Here is a 20,231-nt window from a genome sequence, read left to right on the forward strand (position 1 = left end):
GGTCACCGCAGCACGCTGCGGCTCCCTCCTCCGCCTTGCGAGACACCACCTGACCGATCCTCGCCACGGCAAGATCCGCAGGACAGGGCCTAGGCCCGCCCTCGGCGACCGGCTGACGCCGGCCGAGTGGTTCCGACGGCATCCAGGTCCCCGCGATCTTCCGCAACGGCGCCCAGCCGGCCGATGACCCCGGCGCGGCCGTTCGACGCCGACCGGATGCCTACCTGCGGGCACCGGCGCGAACTCGTGCCTCCTCGGTGTCCATGATCGAGAGAAGCCGGGTGAGCCCGTCGTCGATCTGGTCCAGCGGGATGGCACCGTAGCCGATGACCAGGCCCGGGCGGGTCGGGCGTACCGCGAAGTCGGACAGGGGCATCAGGCCGATCCCGGCGTCGCGGGCGCGGCGGGCGATGCCGTGGTGGTGGGTTGGCAGGAAGCCGCTGGTGTGCAGCCCGGCGGCGGAGGTCACCAGGTCGAGCGGACCGGCCAGGCGCTGGACGACACGCCGATGACGGGCCTCGTACTCGGTTCGCATCCTGCGGACGTGCCGGGCCAGCAGTCCCTCGTCGATGAAGCCGGCCAGTGCCGCCTGGCCGGGGAGCGAGGTGTGCCAGTCGGTGACGTACTTGGCCGCGCTGAGGGCCGGCAGCAGCGCGGGCGGCGCGACGAGGAAGCCGAGCCGCAGCGTCGGCAGCATGACCTTGGAGAACGAGCCGACGTAGAGCACCCGGCCGGACCTGTCCAGATTCTGCAGCGGCTCGATGGGCCGCCCGCCGTACTTGAACTCGCTGTCGTAGTCGTCCTCGATCACGGCGGCCCCGCGCTCCTCGGCCCAGGCGAGCAGCGCCATCCGGCGAGCCAGCGACATCGGCATACCCAACGGGAACTGGTGGGAGGGCGTGACGTAGACCGCGCGGGCGTCGGCGGGCAGCGCGTCCACCACCAGGCCCTCGCCATCGACGGGGACCGGCGTGACCCGCAGGCCCATCGACTCGAACAGCCGCCTCGGCGGCGGGTAGCCGGGATCCTCGACAACCACCCGGTCACCGGGTTCGAGCAGCACCCGGCCGATCAGGTCGAGCGCCTGCTGCGCGCCCGAGGTGACGACGATGGCGCCGGGATCGGCGAGCACGGCGCGGGAGACGCCCACGTGCCTGGCGATGGCCGCGCGCAGCCCGGCGTGGCCGAGCGGGTCGCCGTACATGCCACTGCCCACGGCCGAGCTCCGCAGCTCCCGGGAGACCAGCCGGCGCCACGCCTCGTAGGGGAACATCCGAACGTCGGGCAGGCCGGGCCGGAAGTCGTAGCGGGGCCGCCAATCCAGGCCGCGCGGCGTGGAGATCCCCTGCCAGACGGCGCGCGGCCGAAGCCGGCCGTGGCCCATCCGGGGACTCAGAGGCGGCAGGGCGTCGGCGCGGACGAAAGTGCCGGCGCCGATCCGGCCTTCGACGAAGCCCTCGGCGGCCAACCGGTCGTAGGCGGCGCTCACGGTGTTCCGCGAGACCACGAGCTCCCGGGCCAGTTCGCGGGTGGCGGGCAACGGCTCACCGTGCCGTAGCCGCCCGTCGAGCACGGCGGTGCGGATCTGCTGGTAGATCTGACCGGCCAGGTCGGTGCGCCCTTCCAAGCTCACGTGCACGAGGGCAAGTCTAGAGTGGCCCAATCAGTTTGGCCATTTTTGGCACTGAGGTAGGGCCGCTCCCGCTCCTAGGGTGAGCCGCATGGACATTCTCGAACTCGACCGGCGGGCGAGCGACGCGTTGGGGAAGGTCGTCGCCGCTGTCACTCCCGAGGATCTCAGGCGGCCCACACCGTGCGCCGACTGGACCCTGCACGGGCTGATCCGCCACCAGGTCTGCGAAAATCTCGGCTTCGCCGCCGCCGCGAGCGGCACTCCCCCCGACCGTTCGGTGTGGGACAGCGGCGTGCTCGGTGCGGATCCCCACGAGGATTTCCAGCGGTCCGTCGACCTGGTGACAGAGGCGTTCGCCGCTGAGGGCATGCTCGAACGGCAGGTGGAGGTGCGCGAGTTCGGTGTCTTCTCCGGCGCGTTCGCCGTCTCCATGCACTTCATCGATGGCGTCGTGCACGGCTGGGACGCGGCCCGCGCTCTCGGCCGGCCCGGCGACCTGGACCCGGATCTGGCGGAGGCCGCGCTGGAGATGGTGCTCCGAATGCCGCTGAGCCGTGGACCGGGGCAGGCGTTCGGCCACCTGGTCGAGGTCCCTGACAGCGCATCGGTCTATCAGCGGCTGGCCGCCCACCTTGGACGTGACCCGCAGTGGACCCCGTGACGAGCTTCGTCGCGCTCGGCGACAGTTTCACCGAAGGGGTCGGCGACCCGCTTCCCGACGGCACGTTCCGCGGATGGGCGGATCTCGTGGCAGCGGATCTCAGCTCGCCGGGTTTCGGCTACGCGAACCTGGCCGTTCGGGGGCGCAGGTTCGACGATGTCGCCGCAGAGCAGGTAGAGGCGGCGGTCGCGATGAGCCCATCGCTCATCAGCGTCGCCGCGGGCGGCAACGACGCGCTGCGGCGCGGCTTCGACGCGGCCGCGATGCACGACCGTTTCGACCGGGTGGTCGGCCGGCTGCGCGCGTCGGGCGCGGACGTGGTGCTCTTCCGGTTTCCCGACATGAGCGTGCGACTCCCGCTGCCCCGGGTGCTGCGGCCCCGCATCATCGCGATGAACGACCTGGTCACGGAGGTGGCCGAGCGGAGCGGGACCTACCTGGTCGACCTGTTCGGCGACCGGGCGTTCGACGGTCACGAGCTGTGGAGCGAGGATCGCCTGCACCTCAACCCGCTGGGCCACCGCCGGGTCGCCGACCATGTCCTGGCCACGCTCGGCCGCGCCGCCGCCCCTCCCCCTGCCGACCTGCCCCGGAGCGGAACGGCGTTGCTCGCCGATCTCCGCTGGGCGGCGACACACCTCACCCCCTGGCTGCGCCGCCGCCTGACGGGCCGCTCCTCAGGCGACGGGATCCTTCCCAAACGCCCCGTCCTGACGGGCGGATTCGAACACGTGCGGGATCGTGCCGGTGAGTAGGGCGACCTTGTAACCGGTCTGGGGCCGGCGGACCCCAGCGGGCCTCGGCCCGGCCGGCCGCCTCGGCGAAGGGCTCCCCGGCGAGCAGGACGGTCTCGACCTCTGGCCATCGGGTTCACGCAGGCATCGCGGGCGCGGCCTGGGCCCGCGATGGGCCGTAGCCGTCCGCGCCGGCCTGCTCGGTGGAAGCGGCCGGCGCCGCGGTGGCGAACCTCACGAAACCGGTCGTTCACGAGAGTTGTGGATTGCCGGCAGAGCGTTCGCCGGGCTTGTCGTCCGTGTCGCCTCCCATCGGGAGAGTCTGGACGGGAAGGGGGCACGGGCGTTTGATGGACGTGGCCGTGTCTGCTCCGTGCAATGCGCCGGCGATGCTCCCGTCGGCGGAGCATGGCCCTCAGACCACATCGCAGTCGTCGCCGACCTGGCATCGGACACCCTTGATGTTGAACCGCCCGGCTCGAAGCCGGCCAGATCTACACCGAAGGCGTCACCCGCCACCGCCGCACCGAAGGGCAGGACCACCTCATGGCGGCCCGAGACCATGAACTTCTGCAAGCTGCCAAACACATCGCCGCCGCGCTGGGCTTTGCCCCCGACGAGGTCATGCGGCACGTCGTGGAACTGGGCCGCGGCGACCGCGCCGACTGGTCCAGCAGCGAACTCCTGCTGCTCGCTCTCGCTCGGCTGACGACCGAGCGGCCGACCTCTCCTGGAGCGGCCGGGCGCGCTGAGACGATCGAGAACGTCGAGGCACCAAGCCTCGGCGTCATTCCGAGCAGGTCCGTCTCGACCGAGGAGGGAAAAATCAAGAACTCGACAAGGCGCCGCGCAGCCGAGTCGTCGAGCACGGTATGAACGCGGACGGCATGTGGCCGGTCACGGCGGCGATCCCCGGCGCCCGGGCCGCCCGCTGATCACTTCGGAACCACTCGGCTAGGAGTCGTTCCTCGGCTGCTGCTTGAGGGAGCCCGCCAGAGCGGACAGCTCGTCCCAGGGGGCGGTGCCGGTGACGACGATCGTGACGTCGGGCAGGAACCGTACGAGGGAGCGCTGGTTCTTGTCCTCGCGGACCCGCTGCTCCCAGGTCACGCCGTCGATCTGGACGGTCCCGGTGACCGTGGAGGTGTTGGAGAACCTGTTGGCGAACTCGGCCGCGGGCTTCTCGTCGCTCTGGGCGAGCATCGCGTGGAAGCGCTTGGCGGTGGCGAAGCCGAGCTTCCAGGTGGTGGCGCCGTTCTCCCGGGTGCTCCGGGAGCTGTTCGGGACCCATCCGGCGGCGACGGGCTCGGGGGCCCACATCTGGAAGGGCGCCGTACGGCGCAGGTCGGCCAGCGCGATCGAGTAGTCGACCCTGGGGATGTGCTCGGTCCTGCTCTGCGGTGTGACCAGCAGGAACAGACCGACGGCGGCCAGGCAGACCGCCATCGCGACCACATAGCCGTAGAAGCCCTGAGTGAACCTTCGCACGACTGTCGACACTATCTGTTCAGGGCGGTGGTCCGCCCTCAGGGGCGGCGGATCTGGGCGATGATGGCCAGCACGTCCTCGACGAGCGCCCGTGAGGCGTCCTCGTCGTCGGACAGGGCGACCTCGGAGACCGCGGCGGCGAGCGCCCCGGTGAGGACCACGACCAGCGCTCCCTCGTCCCCCTCGAACAGGGCGGCGTTGCGCTTGGCCCACTGCCGGAGCCGGTCGCGCACGATGACCTCGAACCCCGGCGGCCCGTCACCACGCAGGAACAGCGCGGAGATCTCCCGCTCGGCCAGGCAACCCTCCAGGTAGGCGCGGGCCCCGGCGATGAACAGCCGCATCGGATCGCTCTCGCCCGCCGCCCTGGCCGCACCGACCGCCTGCTTGGTCCGCTGGGTCTGCCGGGCCTGGAACTCGTCGAAGAGCGTGAGGTAGAGGTCGGCTTTGCCGGAAAAATGATGGTAAAGACTTCCGACACTCGCTCCCGCGCGGGCGACCACGTCGGTGACCCCGGCCTCGGCGAATCCGCTTGTGACGAAAATCTCCCGGGCGGCGGACAGCAACGCGGCGCGCGTGGCGGCACCCCGCTCGGAGGTCCGCGCGCCCACGCCTCTCACCAGCCGCTCTGCGTCGCTGCTCATGGTGGGCACATTATCCTCCGCCGACCGGTCAGAGGGGCGCCAACTACGATCGTTGCATTAACCACGAGAGGGGTTTCCCACCATGCCCGATCAGATGTCCGATCAGACGTCCGTTCCTGCCGCCCTCGCCACGGGCGAGCACGCCCCTGATCGCAACCTCGCCCTGGAGTTGGTCCGGGTCACGGAGGCGGCCGCGATGGCCGCGGCCCGCTGGGTCGGGCGGGGTGACAAGAACGGCGCCGACGGCGCCGCGGTGAACGCGATGCGCCAGTTGATCAACACGGTGTCGATGCGCGGCGTGGTGGTGATCGGCGAGGGTGAGAAGGACAACGCGCCGATGCTCTACAACGGCGAGCAGGTGGGTGACGGCAGCGGCGCGGCGTGCGACGTGGCCGTCGACCCGATCGACGGCACCCGGCTCACCGCGCTCGGCATGCCCAACGGGATCTCGGTGATCGCGGTCAGCGAGCGCGGCTCGATGTACGACCCGTCCGCCGTCTTCTACATGGACAAGCTGGTCACCGGTCCCGAGGCCGCCTCGTCCGTGGACATCAACGCGCCGGTGGCCGACAACATCGCCGCGGTGGCCCGCGCCAAGGGCGGCGAGCCCTCGGACGTGACCGTGGTCATCCTCGACCGGCCCCGCCACGAAAAGATCATCCGGGAGATCCGGGAGACCGGCGCCCGGATCAGGCTCATCACCGACGGCGACGTGGCCGGCGCGATCATGGCGGCCCGGGTGGGCACCGGTGTCGACCTGATGCTCGGCATCGGCGGCACACCGGAGGGCATCATCGCCGCGTGCGCGCTCAAGTGCCTGGGCGGCGTCATCCAGGGCAGGCTCTGGCCGCAGGACGACGCCGAGCGCCGCCGGGCGCTGGACGCGGGCCTCGACCTCGACGCCACGCTGAGCACCGACGACCTGGTCAGGTCCGACGACGTGTTCTTCGCGGCCACCGGGATCACCGACGGCGAGCTGATGCAGGGCGTCCGCTACCGCGCGGGGCGGGCCATCACCAACTCCCTGGTCATGCGCGGCCGTTCCGGGACGATCCGGAAGATCGAGAGCGAGCACCAGCTCTGGAAGCTGCGGGCGTACAGCGCGATCAACTTCGACAGCGCCAGCTGAGGACCGGCACTGGAACCGGTGTCGTCCGGCATCCCGGAACGGCATCGGAACCGGAGCCGGAGGTGACCTCAGCGGCGGAACCAGGGTCGGCGAGGACGTTTAGGGGACTTGGCCACGATGTTCCCGAGCGTGACGACGCCGGTGATCTCGATGACCGGGCCGTCGGGCGCGCCCGGGGGGACCTGGTTCTTCTTGCCCCCCATGAAGGACGAGGCGGGCATCTCGATCCGCACGCCCTCGGGGACGATCAGGGTGAGGGTGCCGCCCATCACGGTGACCTGCAGGGTCACCCGGCTGGACTGGAGCAGCGCCTCGCACAGGTCGAGCTTGACGTTGGCGCAGATCGCGGTGGCGGAGAAGTGGGTCGGCACGACCCAGCGGCCCGAACGCTCCTCGGAGCCGAAGAACGCCGTCACCGGACGGACGTCGGTGCGGAGCGGCTGCGCCTCGGGCGGCAGCAGGTCCGTGGTGAGCGCGGAGAGCTCTCCCAGGGTGCGGGCGCGGTAGACCGCCTCGGCGCGCTCCTCGTACTCGTCCTGGTTCAGGCGCCCGTCGGCGAGCGCGTCGCCCAGCACGGCGGCCACCCTCTCGCGGTCGGCGTCCCCCGCCCGCAGGTCGGCGGGACCGGGCTCACGGTCGTGACGGCGGTTGGCGGGCGGCCTGGAACTTTCCACCCCCCGACACTAACCCCCGAGGAGCCGCCCGGAGCGAGACCGAGCGCCCCCCGGCGATCGGGCCGGTTCACCTCGCCACCATGACCCGGCCCGTGGATCAGGACAGGACCGCGCACATGACGTTCAGCTGAACGTTGACGGGAAAATCGTTGGGGTTGGTGCCCCGGTAGAGCCAGGTGTCAAGCTCATCGCCGGAGGAATCGATCGGTCCCCAGTGGCCCACTTCCATCTGGTCAACGAGCCACCAGTGGTCGGCACGCCCATAGGAGTAGCTCGCGTTGACGGGCAGTTTGCCCTTCGGGCAGGTGACACTGACCGCTCTCTGCGAGTGGGCGGGGAACACGACTGTATTCTTGATGTTCTCCCTACCGGAGAAGCCCGCCTCACCCTTCGGGCCGACCGGACCCGCCTCACCCTTAGGCCCGACCGGACCCGTCTGGTTCCAGGAGATCTTCCGCTCACTGTCCAGGCACTCGCGGGGCGCCGCCGTACCGGTGGGCAGGGGGGCAACCATGGCCTGGTCAGGAGAGCCGGTCGGAGAGGAGCCCGCCGGAATTCGCAGCGTCCCGTTCGCGCTCACACACGCCGTGATCGTCTCGCTGTCGGCCACCGCTCCCGCGACCGCGATCCCCGACCCTCCGACGACCATTCCCAGCAGTGCGCCGATGACCAGTGATCTCTTGTTGCCGTTCATCTTGCCCCTTCCCCGTGATGTGGCGTTCACCACCGGACGAGACACTCGCAGACGGCACTAGTGATCAGCTTGGAAGCAACTTGTGTACGACTTGATCTGGCGGCGGCCACCTACGGACCGGGCGTGGAGGTCAACGGCGAGGATGCCCGGAAACTCGACCACGATACCGCCCGGCGCGACAAACCCGCCTCTGCGACCCCGATCTGCCCTGACCTGCCGAGTAGCGCCAACCTCGGCGACCTGAAGGTCGTGGACGCCCATGGCCGCCATGCCATTGACCGCCGGGGGTGGCGCACTTAGCCTGACGGGAACTTGAACCCCCCTCATGTTCTCTGGAGGCCGTCGTGCCCCTCCCGCGTGACAGACAGGCGCGCGTGGCTACCTGGGCGGCGTTCTTCGTCCAAGGTCTCTGCTTCGCCACCCTGCTCACCCATGTGATCGACCTCCAGCACAAGTTCGGACTCAGCGACGGCGACCTCACCCTGGTCCTGCTGCTCGTGCCGGTGATCGCCGGTGCCGGCAGCGCGATCGCGGGCCCACTGGCGAGCCGGTACGGCAGTGCCCCGATCCTGCGCGTCTCCCAGGTCGCCGTCTGCGTCATCGTGGCGCTGTCCGGCTGGAACGGGCAGCTCGCCGGGCTGTACGCGCTCAGCGCCGCGTTCGGCCTGTTCGTCGGCGCGGTGGACGCGGCGATGAACATGCAGGCGGTCGCGGTGGAGCGCCGGTACGGCATGAGCGTGCTGACCGGCTTCCACGCCGTGTGGAGTGTCGGCTCGATGCTGGGCGCCGGATTCAACTCCGCCTTCAGCGCGCTCGGCGTCGAGCTGGGCTGGTCCTTCTCCGTCCCGGTGCTGATCGGCGCGGTGATCTCCGTGGTCATGCTCCCCCGCCTCTACGGGCGGGACGCCGAAAAGGCCGGTGAGCAGGCCGCGCAGGTGGCGGCCAGGGTGCCGTGGCGGCCGATCATCCCGCTCTGCCTGGCGATGGCGTTCCTGTACGTCGGTGACGCGGCGGTCTCCAACTACGGCACGATCTACATGGAGAAGGCGCTGGCGGCGAGCGGCTGGCTGGTTCCGTTCGCCTACCTCGTCTACCAGGCGACCATGCTCCTGGCGCGGGTCCCCGGTGACCTCGCGGTACGCAGGTACGGACCCGCGCCGGTCGTCCGCGCGGGCGCGGTGATCGCGGCCGTGGGCACGCTGGGCGTCGTCGTCGCACCCGGCGTCGTGGTGGCCGTCGTGTCGTTCGGCCTGATCGGCATCGGCCTGTCCGTCATCGCCCCGCAGTCGTTCTCGGCCGCCGGGCGCCTCGGCGCCGGGGCGGAGACCGCGATCGCGCGGGTCAACATGTTCAACTACGTCGGCTTCCTGGTCGGCGCCGCCGTGGTCGGCACCCTCAACGACGAGGTGAACGTCCGCGTGGCGTTCGTACCCGCCGTGGTCCTGGTGGCCCTGATCGTGTTCCTAGCCAGGGGTTTCCAGCCGGAACCGGAGCTCGCCGCGCGCCCCTAGGGCACTGGCGAGGGCGCGGACCGCCTGGTCCGCGCGGTGTCCGGGCAGGCGGGCGAAGCCCATCAACAGCGCGGGCGGCCCGGGGGCGTACCGCATCGGCCCCACCGGCTCGACCGCCAGCCCGCACTCCTCGGCCCCGTCCACCACCGATGCCTCGTCCCAGCCGTACGGCAGCTCGGCGAGCAGGTTGAGCCCGGCGGAGACGCCTCGCACGGTGATCTCGGGAAGGTGCTCGCCGAGGGCCAGCACCAGGGCGTCGCGGCGGGCGCGGTACTGCCGGCGCATCCTCCTCAGGTGCCGGTCGTAGTCGCCGGTGGCCACGAAGTCGGCCAGGACGTACTGCTCCAGGACGGGCGACCCCATGTCCAGCTCACCACGGGCCAGCCGCAGCGACTCGGCGATCCGGGGCGGAGCGACCGCCCAGCCCAGGCGGAGCCCGGGGGCCAGCGACTTGCTGACGCTCCCGACCAGGACCACCCGGTCGGCGGCCAGCCCCTGCAGGCAGCCCACCGGGTCGCGGTCGAAGCGGAACTCCGCGTCGTAGTCGTCCTCCAGGATCATCGCGCCGGTCGCGACGGCCCACTCGATCAGCTCGGCGCGGCGGCGGGGCGAGAGCACGACCCCCGTCGGGTACTGGTGCGCGGGAGTGAGCAGCACCGCCCGCGCCCCGGTCTCGGCCAGTGCCCCGACATCGATGCCCTCGTCGTCCACGGGGACGGCGACCAGTTCGGCTCCCGCCGCGCGGAGCAGCGGGAGCTGGCGCACCCCGGCCGGATCCTCGACCGCCAGCAGGATCCGGCCCGGGGAGGGCACCGGGTGCTCGACCCGCTGGACGAACCAGTCGAGGTCGTACCGCGCCCGGACCCGGGGAAGCCTCCCCGCGAGCGCCTGGACCGTGAGGCTCAGCCCCTGAGCCACCCCACCCATGATCACCAGGTTGTCCGGGACCACATCGGCCGCCCGGACCCTCCCGAGGTAGGCGGCCAGTTCCTCGCGGAGCGCGGGGACACCGCCGGGGTCGCCGTAGTCCAGGGCCTCGACGGGCAGCGTGGCGAGCGTACGCCTCATCGAGGCCAGCCACCGCTCCCTGGGGAACGCCCCCAGGTCGGGCGCGGTGGAGCGGCGCCCGTGATACGGCTCGCGGCCCTCCGCAGGGCTCGTCGGCCCGGGATCGGCGGGCGAGGGCGCGCTGTCCGGCGGCTGGGAAAGGCCACCGGGAAGACCACCGGGAAGGGCCGCTGGGCGGCCGGCGGCCGGGGCCACCGTGGTGCCCACCCCGGTCCTGGAGATCAGGAAGCCCTCGGCGACGAGTTGCTCGTACGCCTCGACCACCACCCCCCGGGAGAGCCCGAGGTCCCTGGCCAGCTCACGGCTGGCGGGCAGCCGGACCCCGGCCGCCAGGCGTCCACGCCGCACCGCCTCGCGGAGCTCGCGGGCGATCTGGGCGGCGACGCCGCCCGCCGCACGGTCGACGACGAGATGCAGATCGGCCAATTGGTCCTCTGTTTCGATGCTTCATTGGACCCGACAGGGGAGCCATTGACTTCCTAGCATTCCGCACATGAACGTGGATGTCAGCACCGCCTCCCGGCCGGAGTTACGCGGCCTGAGCGAGGCCGCGGGAGCGATGTTCCTGGTGGGAACCCTGGCGGGGGTCTCCGGGGTGATCGGGGACTATCCGGTCTACGGCGGCCAGGCCATGCGCTACCTGCTGGCGGCCGCGATCCTTCTCGCGGTCACCCGGATGGCGGGGCTGCGGTTCGTGCGGCTCACACCTCGTGAGACGGCACTGCTGGCGGCACTCTCCCTGACAGGGCTGGTGATCTTCAATGTGTGCGTGATCGAGGCCACCCGGCACGGCGGCCCGGCCCTGGTCGGCACCGTCCTCGGCACCGTGCCGCTGGCACTGGCCCTGCTCGGCGGGCGCCCCTCACCCCGGCTCCTGCTGGCGGCGGCGGTCGTCGTCACCGGAGCGACGGTGGCCACCGGGCTGGGCAGCGGTGACCTGGCCGGACTGCTCTGGTCACTGGGCGCGCTGGGCTGCGAGATCTGCTTCTCCATGCTGGCCATCCCGCTGCTGCCGAAGCTGGGCGCCGTGCGCGTCTCGGCCTATTCGGCGGCGCTGGCCGTGCCGCTGCTGGTCATCGCGGGCCTGCTCGCGGACGGCACCGCGGTGATCCGGGTGCCGACCGCACCCGAGATCGCGGGCCTCGGCTACCAGTCGCTGATCGTGACCGCCGTGGCGTTCTTCCTCTGGTACGACGCCCTGCCCCGGCTCGGCCCGGGGACCGCGGGGCTGTTCGCCGGGCTGATCCCGGTCGGCGCCATCGTCACCGGCGCGATCCTCGGCCTCGGTACTCCCTCGGTGCCCGACCTGCTCGGCGCGACGCTCGTGGTCACCGGCATCGTCATCGGCCTCAGAGCCGGTGCACCCGCTGCCGGGGCAGGTTCACCGCCTGCGAGGACGCGTCGTCCTGCGGGGGCAGGCTGACCCGTTCGGTGAGCTTGTCGGCCCGTTGCAGGGGCACCGCCCCCTGGTGCGGGGGCAGGATCGCCTGTCCGGACTCGGCGCTGATCCGCTGCCTGGGCACGGTCCGCTGAGAGTCCGGCCAGCTCACCGGCCACTGGGGAGTCCGCCCGTTGCCCTCCTTGATGCTCGTCAGCGTGATGGCTATCAGCGATATGGCGAGACCGGCCACCACGAAGACGGCCACGAGGATCAGCAGGATGATGTCACCGGTCATGATGGTGTTTCCGATGTTCATGATGCCTCCCAACCTCCACCGGACGCTCGGCCCGGCCCCTTTCCAGCTTCTCTCGTTTCTTCGGACATATGTGGACAAAAGACGCATATGCCATTAATGCTTGTCCCAAATTTGTAGTTTTCATACGGTCTGTCCCCTGGCGCTCGGATGGAGAAGGGGAGAGTCGCCTCCCACCCGACCGCGAAGGTCGGGCACGATCGCGAGGGCCGTACCCTCTAGGAAAACGGCGCCCGCACGGAGGACCTACGACGATGCCCGAGTTCGACTACACCGACCTGCTTCCCATGGGACCGGACGAGACGGAGTACCGCCTGATCACCACCGAGGGGGTGCGGGTCGTCGAGGCCGCGGGGCGCAGGTTCCTGGAGGTCGAGCCCGAGGCACTGCGACTGCTCACCGAGACCGCCGTCCACGACATCTCCCACTATCTGCGGTCGTCCCACCTGGCCCAGCTCCGCAAGATCATCGAGGACCCCGAGTCGAGCGGGAACGACCGCTTCGTCGCCCTCGACCTGCTGAAGAACGCCTCGATCTCGGCGGGCGGCGTGCTTCCGATGTGCCAGGACACCGGCACCGCGATCGTGATGGGCAAGCGCGGCCGCCACGTGCTCACCGACGGCGCCGACGCCGAGCACATCTCCCGCGGCGTCTACGACGCCTACACCCGGCTGAACCTGCGCTACTCCCAGATGGCCCCCATCACCATGTGGGAGGAGAAGAACACCGGCTCCAACCTCCCCGCGCAGATCGAGCTCTACGCCGAGGACCCGCTCGGCCACCCCGACGAGTACAAGCTGCTGTTCATGGCCAAGGGCGGCGGCAGCGCCAACAAGTCGTTCCTGTACCAGGAGACGAAGGCCGTGCTCAACGAGAAGCGGATGCTCCAGTTCCTGGAGGAGAAGATCCGCTCCCTCGGCACCGCCGCCTGCCCGCCGTACCACCTGGCGATCGTCGTCGGCGGCACGTCCGCCGAGTTCGCCCTGAAGACCGCCAAGTACGCCAGCGCCCGCTACCTGGACTCCATCCCCACCGAAGGCTCCCCCGCAGGTCACGGCTTCCGGGACACCGACCTGGAGGCCAAGGTCTTCGAGCTCACCCAGAAGCTCGGCATCGGCGCGCAGTTCGGCGGCAAGTACTTCTGCCACGACGTCCGCGTCATCCGCCTCCCCCGGCACGGCGCCTCCTGCCCCGTCGCCATCGCGGTCTCCTGCAGCGCCGACCGCCAGGCCCTGGCGAAGATCACCCCCGAGGGGGTCTTCCTGGAGCGGCTGGAGACCGACCCGGCCAGGTTCCTGCCCGAGACCACGGACGAGCATCTGTCGGACGACGTGGTGAAGATCGACCTCAACCGCCCGATGCAGGAGATCCTCGCCGAGCTGACCAGGTACCCGGTCAAGACCCGTCTGTCGCTGACCGGACCGCTCGTGGTGGCCCGCGACATCGCGCACGCCAAGATCGGCGAGCTCCTGGACGCGGGCGGCGAGATGCCGCAGTACCTCAAGGACCACGCGGTCTACTACGCCGGCCCCGCCAAGACCCCCGAGGGCTACGCCTCCGGCTCCTTCGGCCCGACCACCGCGGGCCGGATGGACTCCTACGTCGAACGCTTCCAGGCCGCCGGCGGCTCCAAGATCATGCTTGCCAAGGGCAACCGCTCCAAGCAGGTCACCGACGCCTGCAAAACCCACGGCGGCTTCTACCTCGGCTCCATCGGCGGCCCCGCCGCCCGCCTCGCCCAGGACTGCATCAAGAAGGTGGAGGTCCTGGAATATCCCGAGCTGGGCATGGAGGCCGTCTGGAAGATCGAGGTCGAGGACTTCCCCGCCTTCATCGTGGTCGACGACAAGGGCGAGGACTTCTTCACGGACACGACCGGACCCGTCCTGAGCATCGGCCGTCGCTGACCGCCCCCGGCCTTCCTCGGACCCCGTCGTACCGGCGCCCGAGGTCGACGAACTCGACCTCGGACGCCCATCGACGGCCTTCGATGCCGGAAATATGGTTATTACCTGCAGTATCGCTACATACGTCCCGATTACCGGGAGAAGTTGTGGCCCCTTGGGAATTTGCCAGATATCACGCAGCGTTTCTCAACAGTTACGAGCGCGAAAATCTGACCGAAGTTGGCAAGAAGATTCGGCCCGGTCTCTACTGGTCTCATTACGCAAATCGGTAAGCTGCACCACATGCGTGCGCCGCCCGGATACCTTCTTGCAGCGCGCTACCGGCTGTCAGAGCCGGTTGGGCGCGGTGGCATGGGCACTGTCTGGCGCGCACATGACGAGTTGCTCAACCGCGAGGTGGCCGTCAAGGAGGTCCGCCTCCCCCTGATCCTCGACGAGGATCTCCGCGCCGAGCTGTGCGCCAGGACCGAACGTGAGGGACGGGCGACCGCGATGGTCGCCCACCCCTCGGTCATCACGGTCTTCGACGTCGTCACCGAGGACGAGCGCCCCTGGATCGTGATGGAGTTGCTCCGCGCCAGATCGCTGGAGCAGCTCCTGCAGGACCACGGCCCGCTGCCGCCACGCCAGGTGGCGGAGATCGGCCGCCAGGTCCTGGGGGCGCTGCGCGCCGTGCACGCCAAGGGGATCCTCCACCGCGACGTGAAGCCCAGCAACGTCCTGGTGACCGACGACCGGGCGGTGCTCACCGACTTCGGCCTGGCCGCGCTGGAAGGCGACGTGTCGATCACCCAGGCGGGCATCGTGCTGGGCTCGGCCGGATACATCGCCCCCGAGCGCGTGCTGGGCGCCAAGGCCAGCCCGTCCGGCGACCTGTGGTCACTCGGCGCGACCCTCTACACCGCCGTCGAGGGCCGCGGCCTGCACGGCCGCCGTACGGCCGCGGCCGCGCTCGCCGCGCTGACCAGTGGCGAGCCGATCCCCATGGAGCGGGCAGGCCCGCTGACGCCGGTGCTGCGGGGCCTCCTCACGATCGACCCGAACTCCCGGCTCGACACCGGACGGGCCTCGCTGATGCTCGCCCGGGTGGCGGCCGGCGGGCTGGTCGAGGATTCCTTCACCATGCCTCCGGCCCGGCCCGACGTCAGACCCGCACGGCCCGATGTCCGGCCCGACGTCAGGCCCGCCAGGCGCCCCGACGGCAGGCCGCCCGTGGGCGGGTCCGGCGGGACCCCGATTCCGCCGTTCAGCCGTCGCTCCCAGCACCGCGGGCTGCACCGGTTCGGCTCGGTGCCGACGCCGACGTCGGCGCCGCGCCCCTCGTCCCCCATGTCGGCCCCGCCGCCGTCCGGACCGCCGTCCGGACCGATGTCGGCACCGGTGCCCCAGCCTCGCGCGCACCGGCGCCCCGGCGAGGGCGTGCACAGAAAACCGGCGGAGGTTTCGCCAAGCTATCGCCCATTTGTCCGTTTTATGACACCCCTTATAAGGTTGATGCTCCCGCGTCTTCTCTGGCCGAGGGAACTCCGTAAGCGCGGGTAAAGCGCTTCTCAAGGTGGAATGGCTATCTTCTTCTCATGCCGGAACAGCAGATGCGCGTGCTCGCGGACCGTTACGAGCTGATCGCGCCGCTCGGCCGGGGCACGATGGGCACAGTGTGGAAAGCCCATGACCGTTCCCTCGGCCGTGAAGTCGCGATCAAGGAGATCCGTCAGGAGCCCGGCCTCAGCGAGGCGCAACGCACCGAACTTCGGGAACGGATGATCCGCGAGGGTCGCACGGCCGCCCGCATCAGTCATCCCTCGGTGGCCACGGTCCACGACGCCATCGTCGAGGACGGCAGCCCCTGGATCATCATGGAACTCGTGCAGGCACGCTCCCTGGAGCAGGTGATCGAGGAGGAGGGGCCACTCCCGCCCCGCCTGGTCGCCGAGATCGGGGCCGACCTGCTGGGGGCGCTCCGCGCGGCCCACGCCCAGGGAGTGCTGCACCGCGACGTCAAGCCCGGCAACGTGCTGATCACCGAGAACGGCCGGGTGGTTCTCACCGACTTCGGCATCGCCAAGGCCGAGGGCGACACGAGCCTCACCAAGACCGGCATGGTGATCGGCTCTCCCGGATACACCGCGCCCGAGCGGGCCCGCGGCGAGCACAACGGACCCGAGTCGGACCTGTGGTCCCTCGGCGCCACGCTGTACTTCGCGGTCGAGGGCCGCCCGGCCTACGAGCGGGCCTCGGTGGCGGAGACCCTGGCCGCGCTGATGAGCGAGCAGGTCGACCCGCCGACCCAGGCGGGGCCACTGCGCCCGGTGCTCGAACAGCTGCTGGAGAAGGACCACACGGCGCGGCTGACGGCCGCTCAGGCGGGCGCGATGCTCCGGGCCGTGGCGGACACCCCCTCGCACCTCGCGGACTCCATCCCCGCCGCTCCCGCCCCCGCACCGCCCCCTCCCGCCTCGGAGACACCCGTCGCACCGGACGCGGAGGAGGACGACACCGACGGCTTCGACGCCGACCGCACCATGGTGGTCATCCGCCCCAAGGGCGGCCTGCGCATCCCCGGCGGAACGGCGCCCGTCGCGGTACCTCCCGCCTCCCCTCCTCCCGCCGCGGCCCCCGGCCGCACGACGGCCTCGCCCTACCCGGACAGCCCGCCCCTCGCGGAGCCGGGCGGGCCGGTCCCGGGACGACAGGGCCCTCCCGGTCTCGGGACTCCGGTCGCCCGGGGACCCGCGACCGCCGGTCGCGGCCCGGGCGCCTTCGGGCGGCAGGAGAACGAGCACGGATTCCCCGACAGCGGAAAGCCTGACCTCTCCGCCACCCCGCCGCACGGCTTCCCCGCGATCGATCCGGAGTTCGGGGCACCCGTCGCCGGACGCCCGGAAGCTCCCGCCGCCCCGCCGCACGGCCCGCTCCCCGGCGACCGGCCCGCCGGCCCGGGAGCCCCGGTGTCCTCGCAGCCCTGGCGCCCGCCGGGGCCCGAGTCCTCCGACGGCGTCTTCGGCCGCTCTCCCGGCCTGGGCACCGACCTGTTCGCGATCGCGGGTCAGAACGGCCGGCACGCCCCCGGCGCCCCCGGTGCCCCCGGGGAGCGGCAGGCCCCCTCGAAAAAGCCCCCGATCGGCATCCTCGTCCTCATGGGCGTGGCCGCGATCGCACTGGTAGTGATCATGATCCTGGTGGTGGCCGCCTTCTCCTGAGGACTCCCCCGGTAAGGACCCGCACCCGCCGGTTTGATTCCCTCCCTGGGACGCAGACTGGACGTATGAGCGAGTATCGGATCGAGCATGACTCGATGGGCGAGGTGCGGGTGCCTGCGGGCGCGAAGTGGCGGGCGCAGACCCAGCGGGCGGTGGAGAACTTCCCCGTCTCCGGGCGCGGGCTGGAGGTTCCGCACATCTCCGCACTCGGCCTGATCAAGGCCCTCTCCGCCGAGGTCAACGCCGAACTGGGGGTGCTCGACAAGGAGATGGCGCAGGCGATCGCCGAGGCCGCCACCGACGTCGCGGAGAACGAGTGGGACGGCGAGTTCCCCGTCGACGTCTTCCAGACCGGCTCCGGCACCTCCTCCAACATGAACGCCAACGAGGTGATCGCCACCCTCGCCGAGGAGCGGCTGGGCCGCCCCGTCCACCCCAACGACCACGTGAACGCCTCACAGTCGTCCAACGACGTGTTCCCCACCTCCATCCACGTCGCCGCCATGACCGAGGTGTCGTACCACCTGCTCCCCTCCCTACGGCACCTGGCCACCGCGCTGCGGGACAAGTCACTGGAGTTCGACGGCGTGGTGAAGGCGGGGCGCACGCACCTGATGGACGCCACCCCGGTCACGCTGGGCCAGGAGTTCGGCGGGTACGCCACGCAGATCGACAACGCCATCGGGCGGGTGCGCGGCGCGCTCCCGCACCTCGCCCAGCTGCCCCTGGGCGGTACCGCGGTCGGCACCGGCGTCAACACCCCTCCCGGCTTCGCGGTCAAGGTCATCGAGAAGCTGCGCGAGGCCACCGGGCTGCCGTTCTCCGAGGCTCCCGACCACTTCGAGGCCCAGGGGGCCCGGGACGCCATCGTGGAGCTCTCCGGCCAGCTCCGTACGGTCGCGGTCTCGCTCAACAAGATCGCCAACGATCTCCGCTGGATGGGTTCCGGCCCCCGGGCAGGGCTGGGCGAGATCAACCTGCCCGACCTCCAGCCCGGCTCGTCGATCATGCCGGGCAAGGTCAACCCGGTCGTCCCCGAGGCGGTGACCATGGTCGTCGCCCAGGTCATCGGGAACGACGCGGCCATCGCCTTCTCCGGCGCCTCGGGCACGTTCGAGCTCAACGTGATGCTTCCGGTCATCGCGCGCAACATCCTGGAGTCCATCCGGCTGATCGCCAACGCCTCCCGGCTACTGGCCGACCGGTGCGTGCACGGCATAACCGCCAACACCGACCGCCTGCGCGAGTACGCGGAGTCCTCGCCGTCGATCGTCACCCCGCTCAACCCCTACGTCGGGTACGAGGAGGCCGCCAAGATAGCGAAGCAGGCCCTGGCCGAGCGCAAGACCATCCGCGAGGTCGTCATCGAGCGCGGCCACGTCGCCAACGGCACCCTCACCGAGGAACGGCTCGACGACCTGCTCGACGTGCTGTCCATGACCCGGCCTCCGTCCTAGGCCCTGTCCTGCGGACCTTTTGCCTACTGCGGTCGGTCAGGCGGCGCCTCGCCGCGTTGTCGTCGGTCACCGCAGCACGCTGCGGCTCCCTCCTCCGCCTTGCGAGACACCACCTGACCGATCCTCGCCACGGCAAGATCCACAGGACAGGGCCTAGCTCCCGCCTACCGCGCCTCCGCTCACCACGGTCGCCCGGACGCGCCCCGCCGCGTCGTGCCGCGGCTCCCTTCGCCGCCTCGCGAGGCACCGCCTGACCGGCCCACGCCACGGCGAGACCCGCAGGGCGGTGCCCGGAGCCGCGACCCGACCCGCGCCGTGCACCGGTCACCTGCGAGACTTCGAGACATGACCCAGATCAAGTTCTACGGCCGCCGGGACGTGTGGTCCGGCCGGCGTCAGGAGATCTCCGACACCGTCCACGGCTGCCTGGTGGACGTCTGGCAGCTCCCCGAGGAGAAGCGGTTCCACCGGTTCCTGCTGCTGGACGCCGAGGACCTGGTCTGCCCGCAGCGGAGCGAGCGGTACCTCATCGTGGAGATCGTCTGTTTCGGCGGCCGGTCGGACGAGGCCAAGCGCGCGCTGATCCGCGCCCTGTTCACCAGGACCGGGGAGGCACTCGATCTCCCCGCCGAGGACCTGGAGATCGTGATCCTGGAGTCGCCCAAGGTCAACTGGGGCATCCGCGGCCTCCCCGGCGACGAGCTGACGCTCATGTATCCGGTCACCATCTGAGACACCGCCTTCCCCCCGGCGGTGGCCGGCCCGGAGGCTCGTACTCCGGCACGCATCGACATCTCCCCGAACCGGGCGGGAGGCGGAGTCAGGCCACATATATCGGCAATGGAGTGTGGGGGTGGGCGACATGGGCTGGGATTCAGGTCATTGCCTAGATTCGGCAGCATGATGGACCTAGCGGGTCGGCGCGCCGTGGTGACCGGGGCGGGCAGCGGAATCGGGCGCGCCTGCGCGCACCGGCTGGCCGCGGCCGGAGCACACGTGCTGGTGGTCGACATCGACGCCGAGGCTGCGGCCAAGGTCGCCGCGGAGATCTCGGGGACACCCGTCGTCGCGGACCTGTCGGCACCGGACTTCACCCGGGCGATCCCGCCCGGCACGGACATCCTGGTGAACAACGCGGGATTCCAGCACGTCGCCCCGATCGAGAAGTTTCCCCCCGAGGTGTTCTCCAAAATACTCAAAGTGATGGTGGAGGCGCCCTTCCTGCTGGTCAGGGAGACGCTGCCGGGAATGTACGAGCGCGGCTGGGGCCGGATCGTCAACATCTCCTCGGTCCACGGGCTCCGCGCCTCGCCCTACAAGTCCGCGTACGTCACCGCCAAGCACGCCCTCGAAGGGCTGTCCAAGGTGATCGCCCTGGAGGGCGCCCCGCACGGCGTCACCTCCAACTGCGTCAGCCCCGCCTACGTCCGCACCCCCCTGGTGGAGAACCAGATCGGCGCCCAGGCCGGGACCCACGGCATCGGCAGGGACGAGGTGGTCGAGCAGATCATGCTCGCCCCCGCCGCCATCAAACGGCTCATCGAACCTGCGGAGGTCGCCGAACTCGTCGCCTACCTCTGCGGCCCGCACGCCTCCTCCATAACCGGCACCTCCCTCCCCCTCGACGGCGGCTGGACCGCCCGCTGACCCCCATGAGACCGTGCCGGGGACCGGACCGAGCAGTGAAGGAGCCGGCTAAGAGCGGCCGACTGCTCGTAAGGACGCGACATAAGGGAC

The 20,231-nt window shown here is 70.8% G+C and carries 19 protein-coding genes; 12 read left to right on the top strand and 7 right to left on the bottom strand.

What is annotated here, in order from left to right:
• Window positions 1–220: 220 nt before the first annotated feature.
• Entirely contained in the window at window positions 221–1,639 is a 1,419-nt protein-coding gene (gene pdxR / locus ABT061_RS36305; protein ID WP_350926642.1) for a MocR-like pyridoxine biosynthesis transcription factor PdxR, read from the bottom strand.
• An 82-nt stretch (window positions 1,640–1,721) separates the two neighbouring features.
• Here pdxR (ABT061_RS36305) and ABT061_RS36310 point away from each other — a divergent pair, with 82 nt between their 5' ends.
• The 3 genes from ABT061_RS36310 (at window position 1,722) to ABT061_RS36320 (ending at window position 3,904) form a co-directional block, all read left to right on the top strand.
• Window positions 1,722–2,294, top strand: coding sequence for a TIGR03086 family metal-binding protein (locus tag ABT061_RS36310; protein WP_350926644.1), 573 nt, complete (start codon window positions 1,722–1,724; stop codon window positions 2,292–2,294).
• Window positions 2,291–3,049 (top strand): SGNH/GDSL hydrolase family protein, encoded by a 759-nt coding sequence (locus ABT061_RS36315; protein ID WP_350926646.1) that lies wholly within the window; start codon window positions 2,291–2,293, stop codon window positions 3,047–3,049. The genes ABT061_RS36310 and ABT061_RS36315 overlap by 4 nt, the downstream gene beginning before the upstream one ends.
• A gap of 525 nt (window positions 3,050–3,574) precedes the next feature.
• Complete coding sequence (locus ABT061_RS36320; RefSeq protein WP_350926648.1) at window positions 3,575–3,904, top strand: hypothetical protein; 330 nt, start codon at window positions 3,575–3,577, stop codon at window positions 3,902–3,904.
• Between the two features lie 78 nt (window positions 3,905–3,982).
• Here ABT061_RS36320 and ABT061_RS36325 read toward each other — a convergent pair whose 3' ends face one another.
• Both ABT061_RS36325 and ABT061_RS36330 read right to left on the bottom strand, forming a co-directional pair.
• The gene (locus ABT061_RS36325; RefSeq protein ID WP_350926650.1) at window positions 3,983–4,516 is read right to left on the bottom strand and encodes a DUF4245 domain-containing protein; all 534 of its coding nucleotides are present in this window, start codon (window positions 4,514–4,516) and stop codon (window positions 3,983–3,985) included.
• A gap of 38 nt (window positions 4,517–4,554) precedes the next feature.
• The gene (locus ABT061_RS36330) at window positions 4,555–5,160 is read right to left on the bottom strand and encodes a TetR/AcrR family transcriptional regulator (RefSeq protein ID WP_350926652.1); all 606 of its coding nucleotides are present in this window, start codon (window positions 5,158–5,160) and stop codon (window positions 4,555–4,557) included.
• A gap of 94 nt (window positions 5,161–5,254) precedes the next feature.
• On the opposite strand from ABT061_RS36330, the gene glpX reads away from it, so the two are divergent.
• Window positions 5,255–6,289, top strand: coding sequence for a class II fructose-bisphosphatase (gene glpX, locus ABT061_RS36335; RefSeq protein WP_343977640.1), 1,035 nt, complete (start codon window positions 5,255–5,257; stop codon window positions 6,287–6,289).
• Between the two features lie 68 nt (window positions 6,290–6,357).
• Here the strand turns inward: glpX and ABT061_RS36340 are convergent, their stop codons facing one another.
• Together ABT061_RS36340 and ABT061_RS36345 are read right to left on the bottom strand one after the other, a co-directional pair.
• Window positions 6,358–6,963: a DUF1707 SHOCT-like domain-containing protein gene (locus tag ABT061_RS36340; protein WP_350926654.1), complete on the bottom strand. Its 606-nt coding sequence runs from the start codon at window positions 6,961–6,963 to the stop codon at window positions 6,358–6,360.
• Between the two features lie 97 nt (window positions 6,964–7,060).
• Window positions 7,061–7,657 carry a hypothetical protein gene (locus ABT061_RS36345; protein ID WP_350926656.1) on the bottom strand — a complete coding sequence of 199 codons (597 nt, stop codon included), beginning with the start codon at window positions 7,655–7,657 and terminating at the stop codon, window positions 7,061–7,063.
• Window positions 7,658–8,031: 374 nt separating this feature from the next.
• On the opposite strand from ABT061_RS36345, the gene ABT061_RS36350 reads away from it, so the two are divergent.
• Window positions 8,032–9,168, top strand: coding sequence for an MFS transporter (locus tag ABT061_RS36350; RefSeq protein ID WP_350926659.1), 1,137 nt, complete (start codon window positions 8,032–8,034; stop codon window positions 9,166–9,168).
• On the opposite strand, the gene pdxR (ABT061_RS36355) is transcribed toward ABT061_RS36350, so the two are convergent.
• Window positions 9,121–10,662: a MocR-like pyridoxine biosynthesis transcription factor PdxR gene (pdxR, locus tag ABT061_RS36355; RefSeq protein ID WP_350926661.1), complete on the bottom strand. Its 1,542-nt coding sequence runs from the start codon at window positions 10,660–10,662 to the stop codon at window positions 9,121–9,123. The two genes, ABT061_RS36350 and pdxR (ABT061_RS36355), sit on opposite strands and share 48 nt — an antisense overlap.
• Window positions 10,663–10,729: 67 nt before the next feature.
• On the opposite strand from pdxR (ABT061_RS36355), the gene ABT061_RS36360 reads away from it, so the two are divergent.
• Complete coding sequence (locus ABT061_RS36360; RefSeq protein ID WP_350926663.1) at window positions 10,730–11,659, top strand: DMT family transporter; 930 nt, start codon at window positions 10,730–10,732, stop codon at window positions 11,657–11,659.
• Here ABT061_RS36360 and ABT061_RS36365 read toward each other — a convergent pair.
• Window positions 11,586–11,933 (bottom strand): hypothetical protein, encoded by a 348-nt coding sequence (locus ABT061_RS36365; RefSeq protein ID WP_350926665.1) that lies wholly within the window; start codon window positions 11,931–11,933, stop codon window positions 11,586–11,588. The two genes, ABT061_RS36360 and ABT061_RS36365, sit on opposite strands and share 74 nt — an antisense overlap.
• Window positions 11,934–12,184: 251 nt before the next feature.
• Here ABT061_RS36365 and ABT061_RS36370 point away from each other — a divergent pair, with 251 nt between their 5' ends.
• From ABT061_RS36370 to ABT061_RS36395, 6 genes are all read left to right on the top strand, one after another.
• Window positions 12,185–13,837 carry a fumarate hydratase gene (locus ABT061_RS36370; RefSeq protein ID WP_350926667.1) on the top strand — a complete coding sequence of 551 codons (1,653 nt, stop codon included), beginning with the start codon at window positions 12,185–12,187 and terminating at the stop codon, window positions 13,835–13,837.
• Between the two features lie 282 nt (window positions 13,838–14,119).
• Window positions 14,120–15,379 carry a serine/threonine-protein kinase gene (locus ABT061_RS36375; protein ID WP_350926669.1) on the top strand — a complete coding sequence of 420 codons (1,260 nt, stop codon included), beginning with the start codon at window positions 14,120–14,122 and terminating at the stop codon, window positions 15,377–15,379.
• A 35-nt stretch (window positions 15,380–15,414) separates the two neighbouring features.
• A complete protein-coding gene (locus ABT061_RS36380; RefSeq protein ID WP_350926671.1) occupies window positions 15,415–17,037 on the top strand; it encodes a serine/threonine-protein kinase in 1,623 nt (540 codons plus the stop codon).
• Between the two features lie 65 nt (window positions 17,038–17,102).
• Window positions 17,103–18,494 (top strand): class II fumarate hydratase, encoded by a 1,392-nt coding sequence (locus tag ABT061_RS36385; RefSeq protein WP_350926673.1) that lies wholly within the window; start codon window positions 17,103–17,105, stop codon window positions 18,492–18,494.
• 345 nt (window positions 18,495–18,839) lie between these two features.
• Window positions 18,840–19,226 (top strand): tautomerase family protein, encoded by a 387-nt coding sequence (locus ABT061_RS36390; RefSeq protein ID WP_350926675.1) that lies wholly within the window; start codon window positions 18,840–18,842, stop codon window positions 19,224–19,226.
• A gap of 171 nt (window positions 19,227–19,397) precedes the next feature.
• On the top strand, window positions 19,398–20,141 hold the full coding sequence (locus ABT061_RS36395; protein WP_350926864.1) for a 3-hydroxybutyrate dehydrogenase: 744 nt from the start codon (window positions 19,398–19,400) through the stop codon (window positions 20,139–20,141).
• Window positions 20,142–20,231: the final 90 nt, after the last annotated feature.

The sequence above is a fragment of the Streptosporangium sp. NPDC002544 genome, assembly GCF_040295965.1.
In the GTDB taxonomy this organism is placed as follows: Bacteria; Actinomycetota; Actinomycetes; order Streptosporangiales; family Streptosporangiaceae; genus Streptosporangium.

What these genes read in the sequence shown, in the direction of transcription:
- ABT061_RS36345 (WP_350926656.1), bottom strand. Translation starts at nt 7,657, where the DNA reads ATGAACGGCAACAAGAGATCACTGGTCATCGGCGCACTGCTGGGAATG.
- ABT061_RS36370 (WP_350926667.1), top strand. Translation starts at nt 12,185, where the DNA reads ATGCCCGAGTTCGACTACACCGACCTGCTTCCCATGGGACCGGACGAG.
- ABT061_RS36310 (WP_350926644.1), top strand. Translation starts at nt 1,722, where the DNA reads ATGGACATTCTCGAACTCGACCGGCGGGCGAGCGACGCGTTGGGGAAG.
- ABT061_RS36385 (WP_350926673.1), top strand. Translation starts at nt 17,103, where the DNA reads ATGAGCGAGTATCGGATCGAGCATGACTCGATGGGCGAGGTGCGGGTG.
- ABT061_RS36360 (WP_350926663.1), top strand. Translation starts at nt 10,730, where the DNA reads ATGAACGTGGATGTCAGCACCGCCTCCCGGCCGGAGTTACGCGGCCTG.
- ABT061_RS36330 (WP_350926652.1), bottom strand. Translation starts at nt 5,160, where the DNA reads ATGAGCAGCGACGCAGAGCGGCTGGTGAGAGGCGTGGGCGCGCGGACC.
- ABT061_RS36365 (WP_350926665.1), bottom strand. Translation starts at nt 11,933, where the DNA reads ATGAACATCGGAAACACCATCATGACCGGTGACATCATCCTGCTGATC.
- glpX (WP_343977640.1), top strand. Translation starts at nt 5,255, where the DNA reads ATGTCCGATCAGACGTCCGTTCCTGCCGCCCTCGCCACGGGCGAGCAC.
- ABT061_RS36390 (WP_350926675.1), top strand. Translation starts at nt 18,840, where the DNA reads ATGACCCAGATCAAGTTCTACGGCCGCCGGGACGTGTGGTCCGGCCGG.
- ABT061_RS36375 (WP_350926669.1), top strand. Translation starts at nt 14,120, where the DNA reads ATGCGTGCGCCGCCCGGATACCTTCTTGCAGCGCGCTACCGGCTGTCA.
- ABT061_RS36380 (WP_350926671.1), top strand. Translation starts at nt 15,415, where the DNA reads ATGCCGGAACAGCAGATGCGCGTGCTCGCGGACCGTTACGAGCTGATC.
- ABT061_RS36320 (WP_350926648.1), top strand. Translation starts at nt 3,575, where the DNA reads ATGGCGGCCCGAGACCATGAACTTCTGCAAGCTGCCAAACACATCGCC.
- ABT061_RS36395 (WP_350926864.1), top strand. Translation starts at nt 19,398, where the DNA reads ATGGACCTAGCGGGTCGGCGCGCCGTGGTGACCGGGGCGGGCAGCGGA.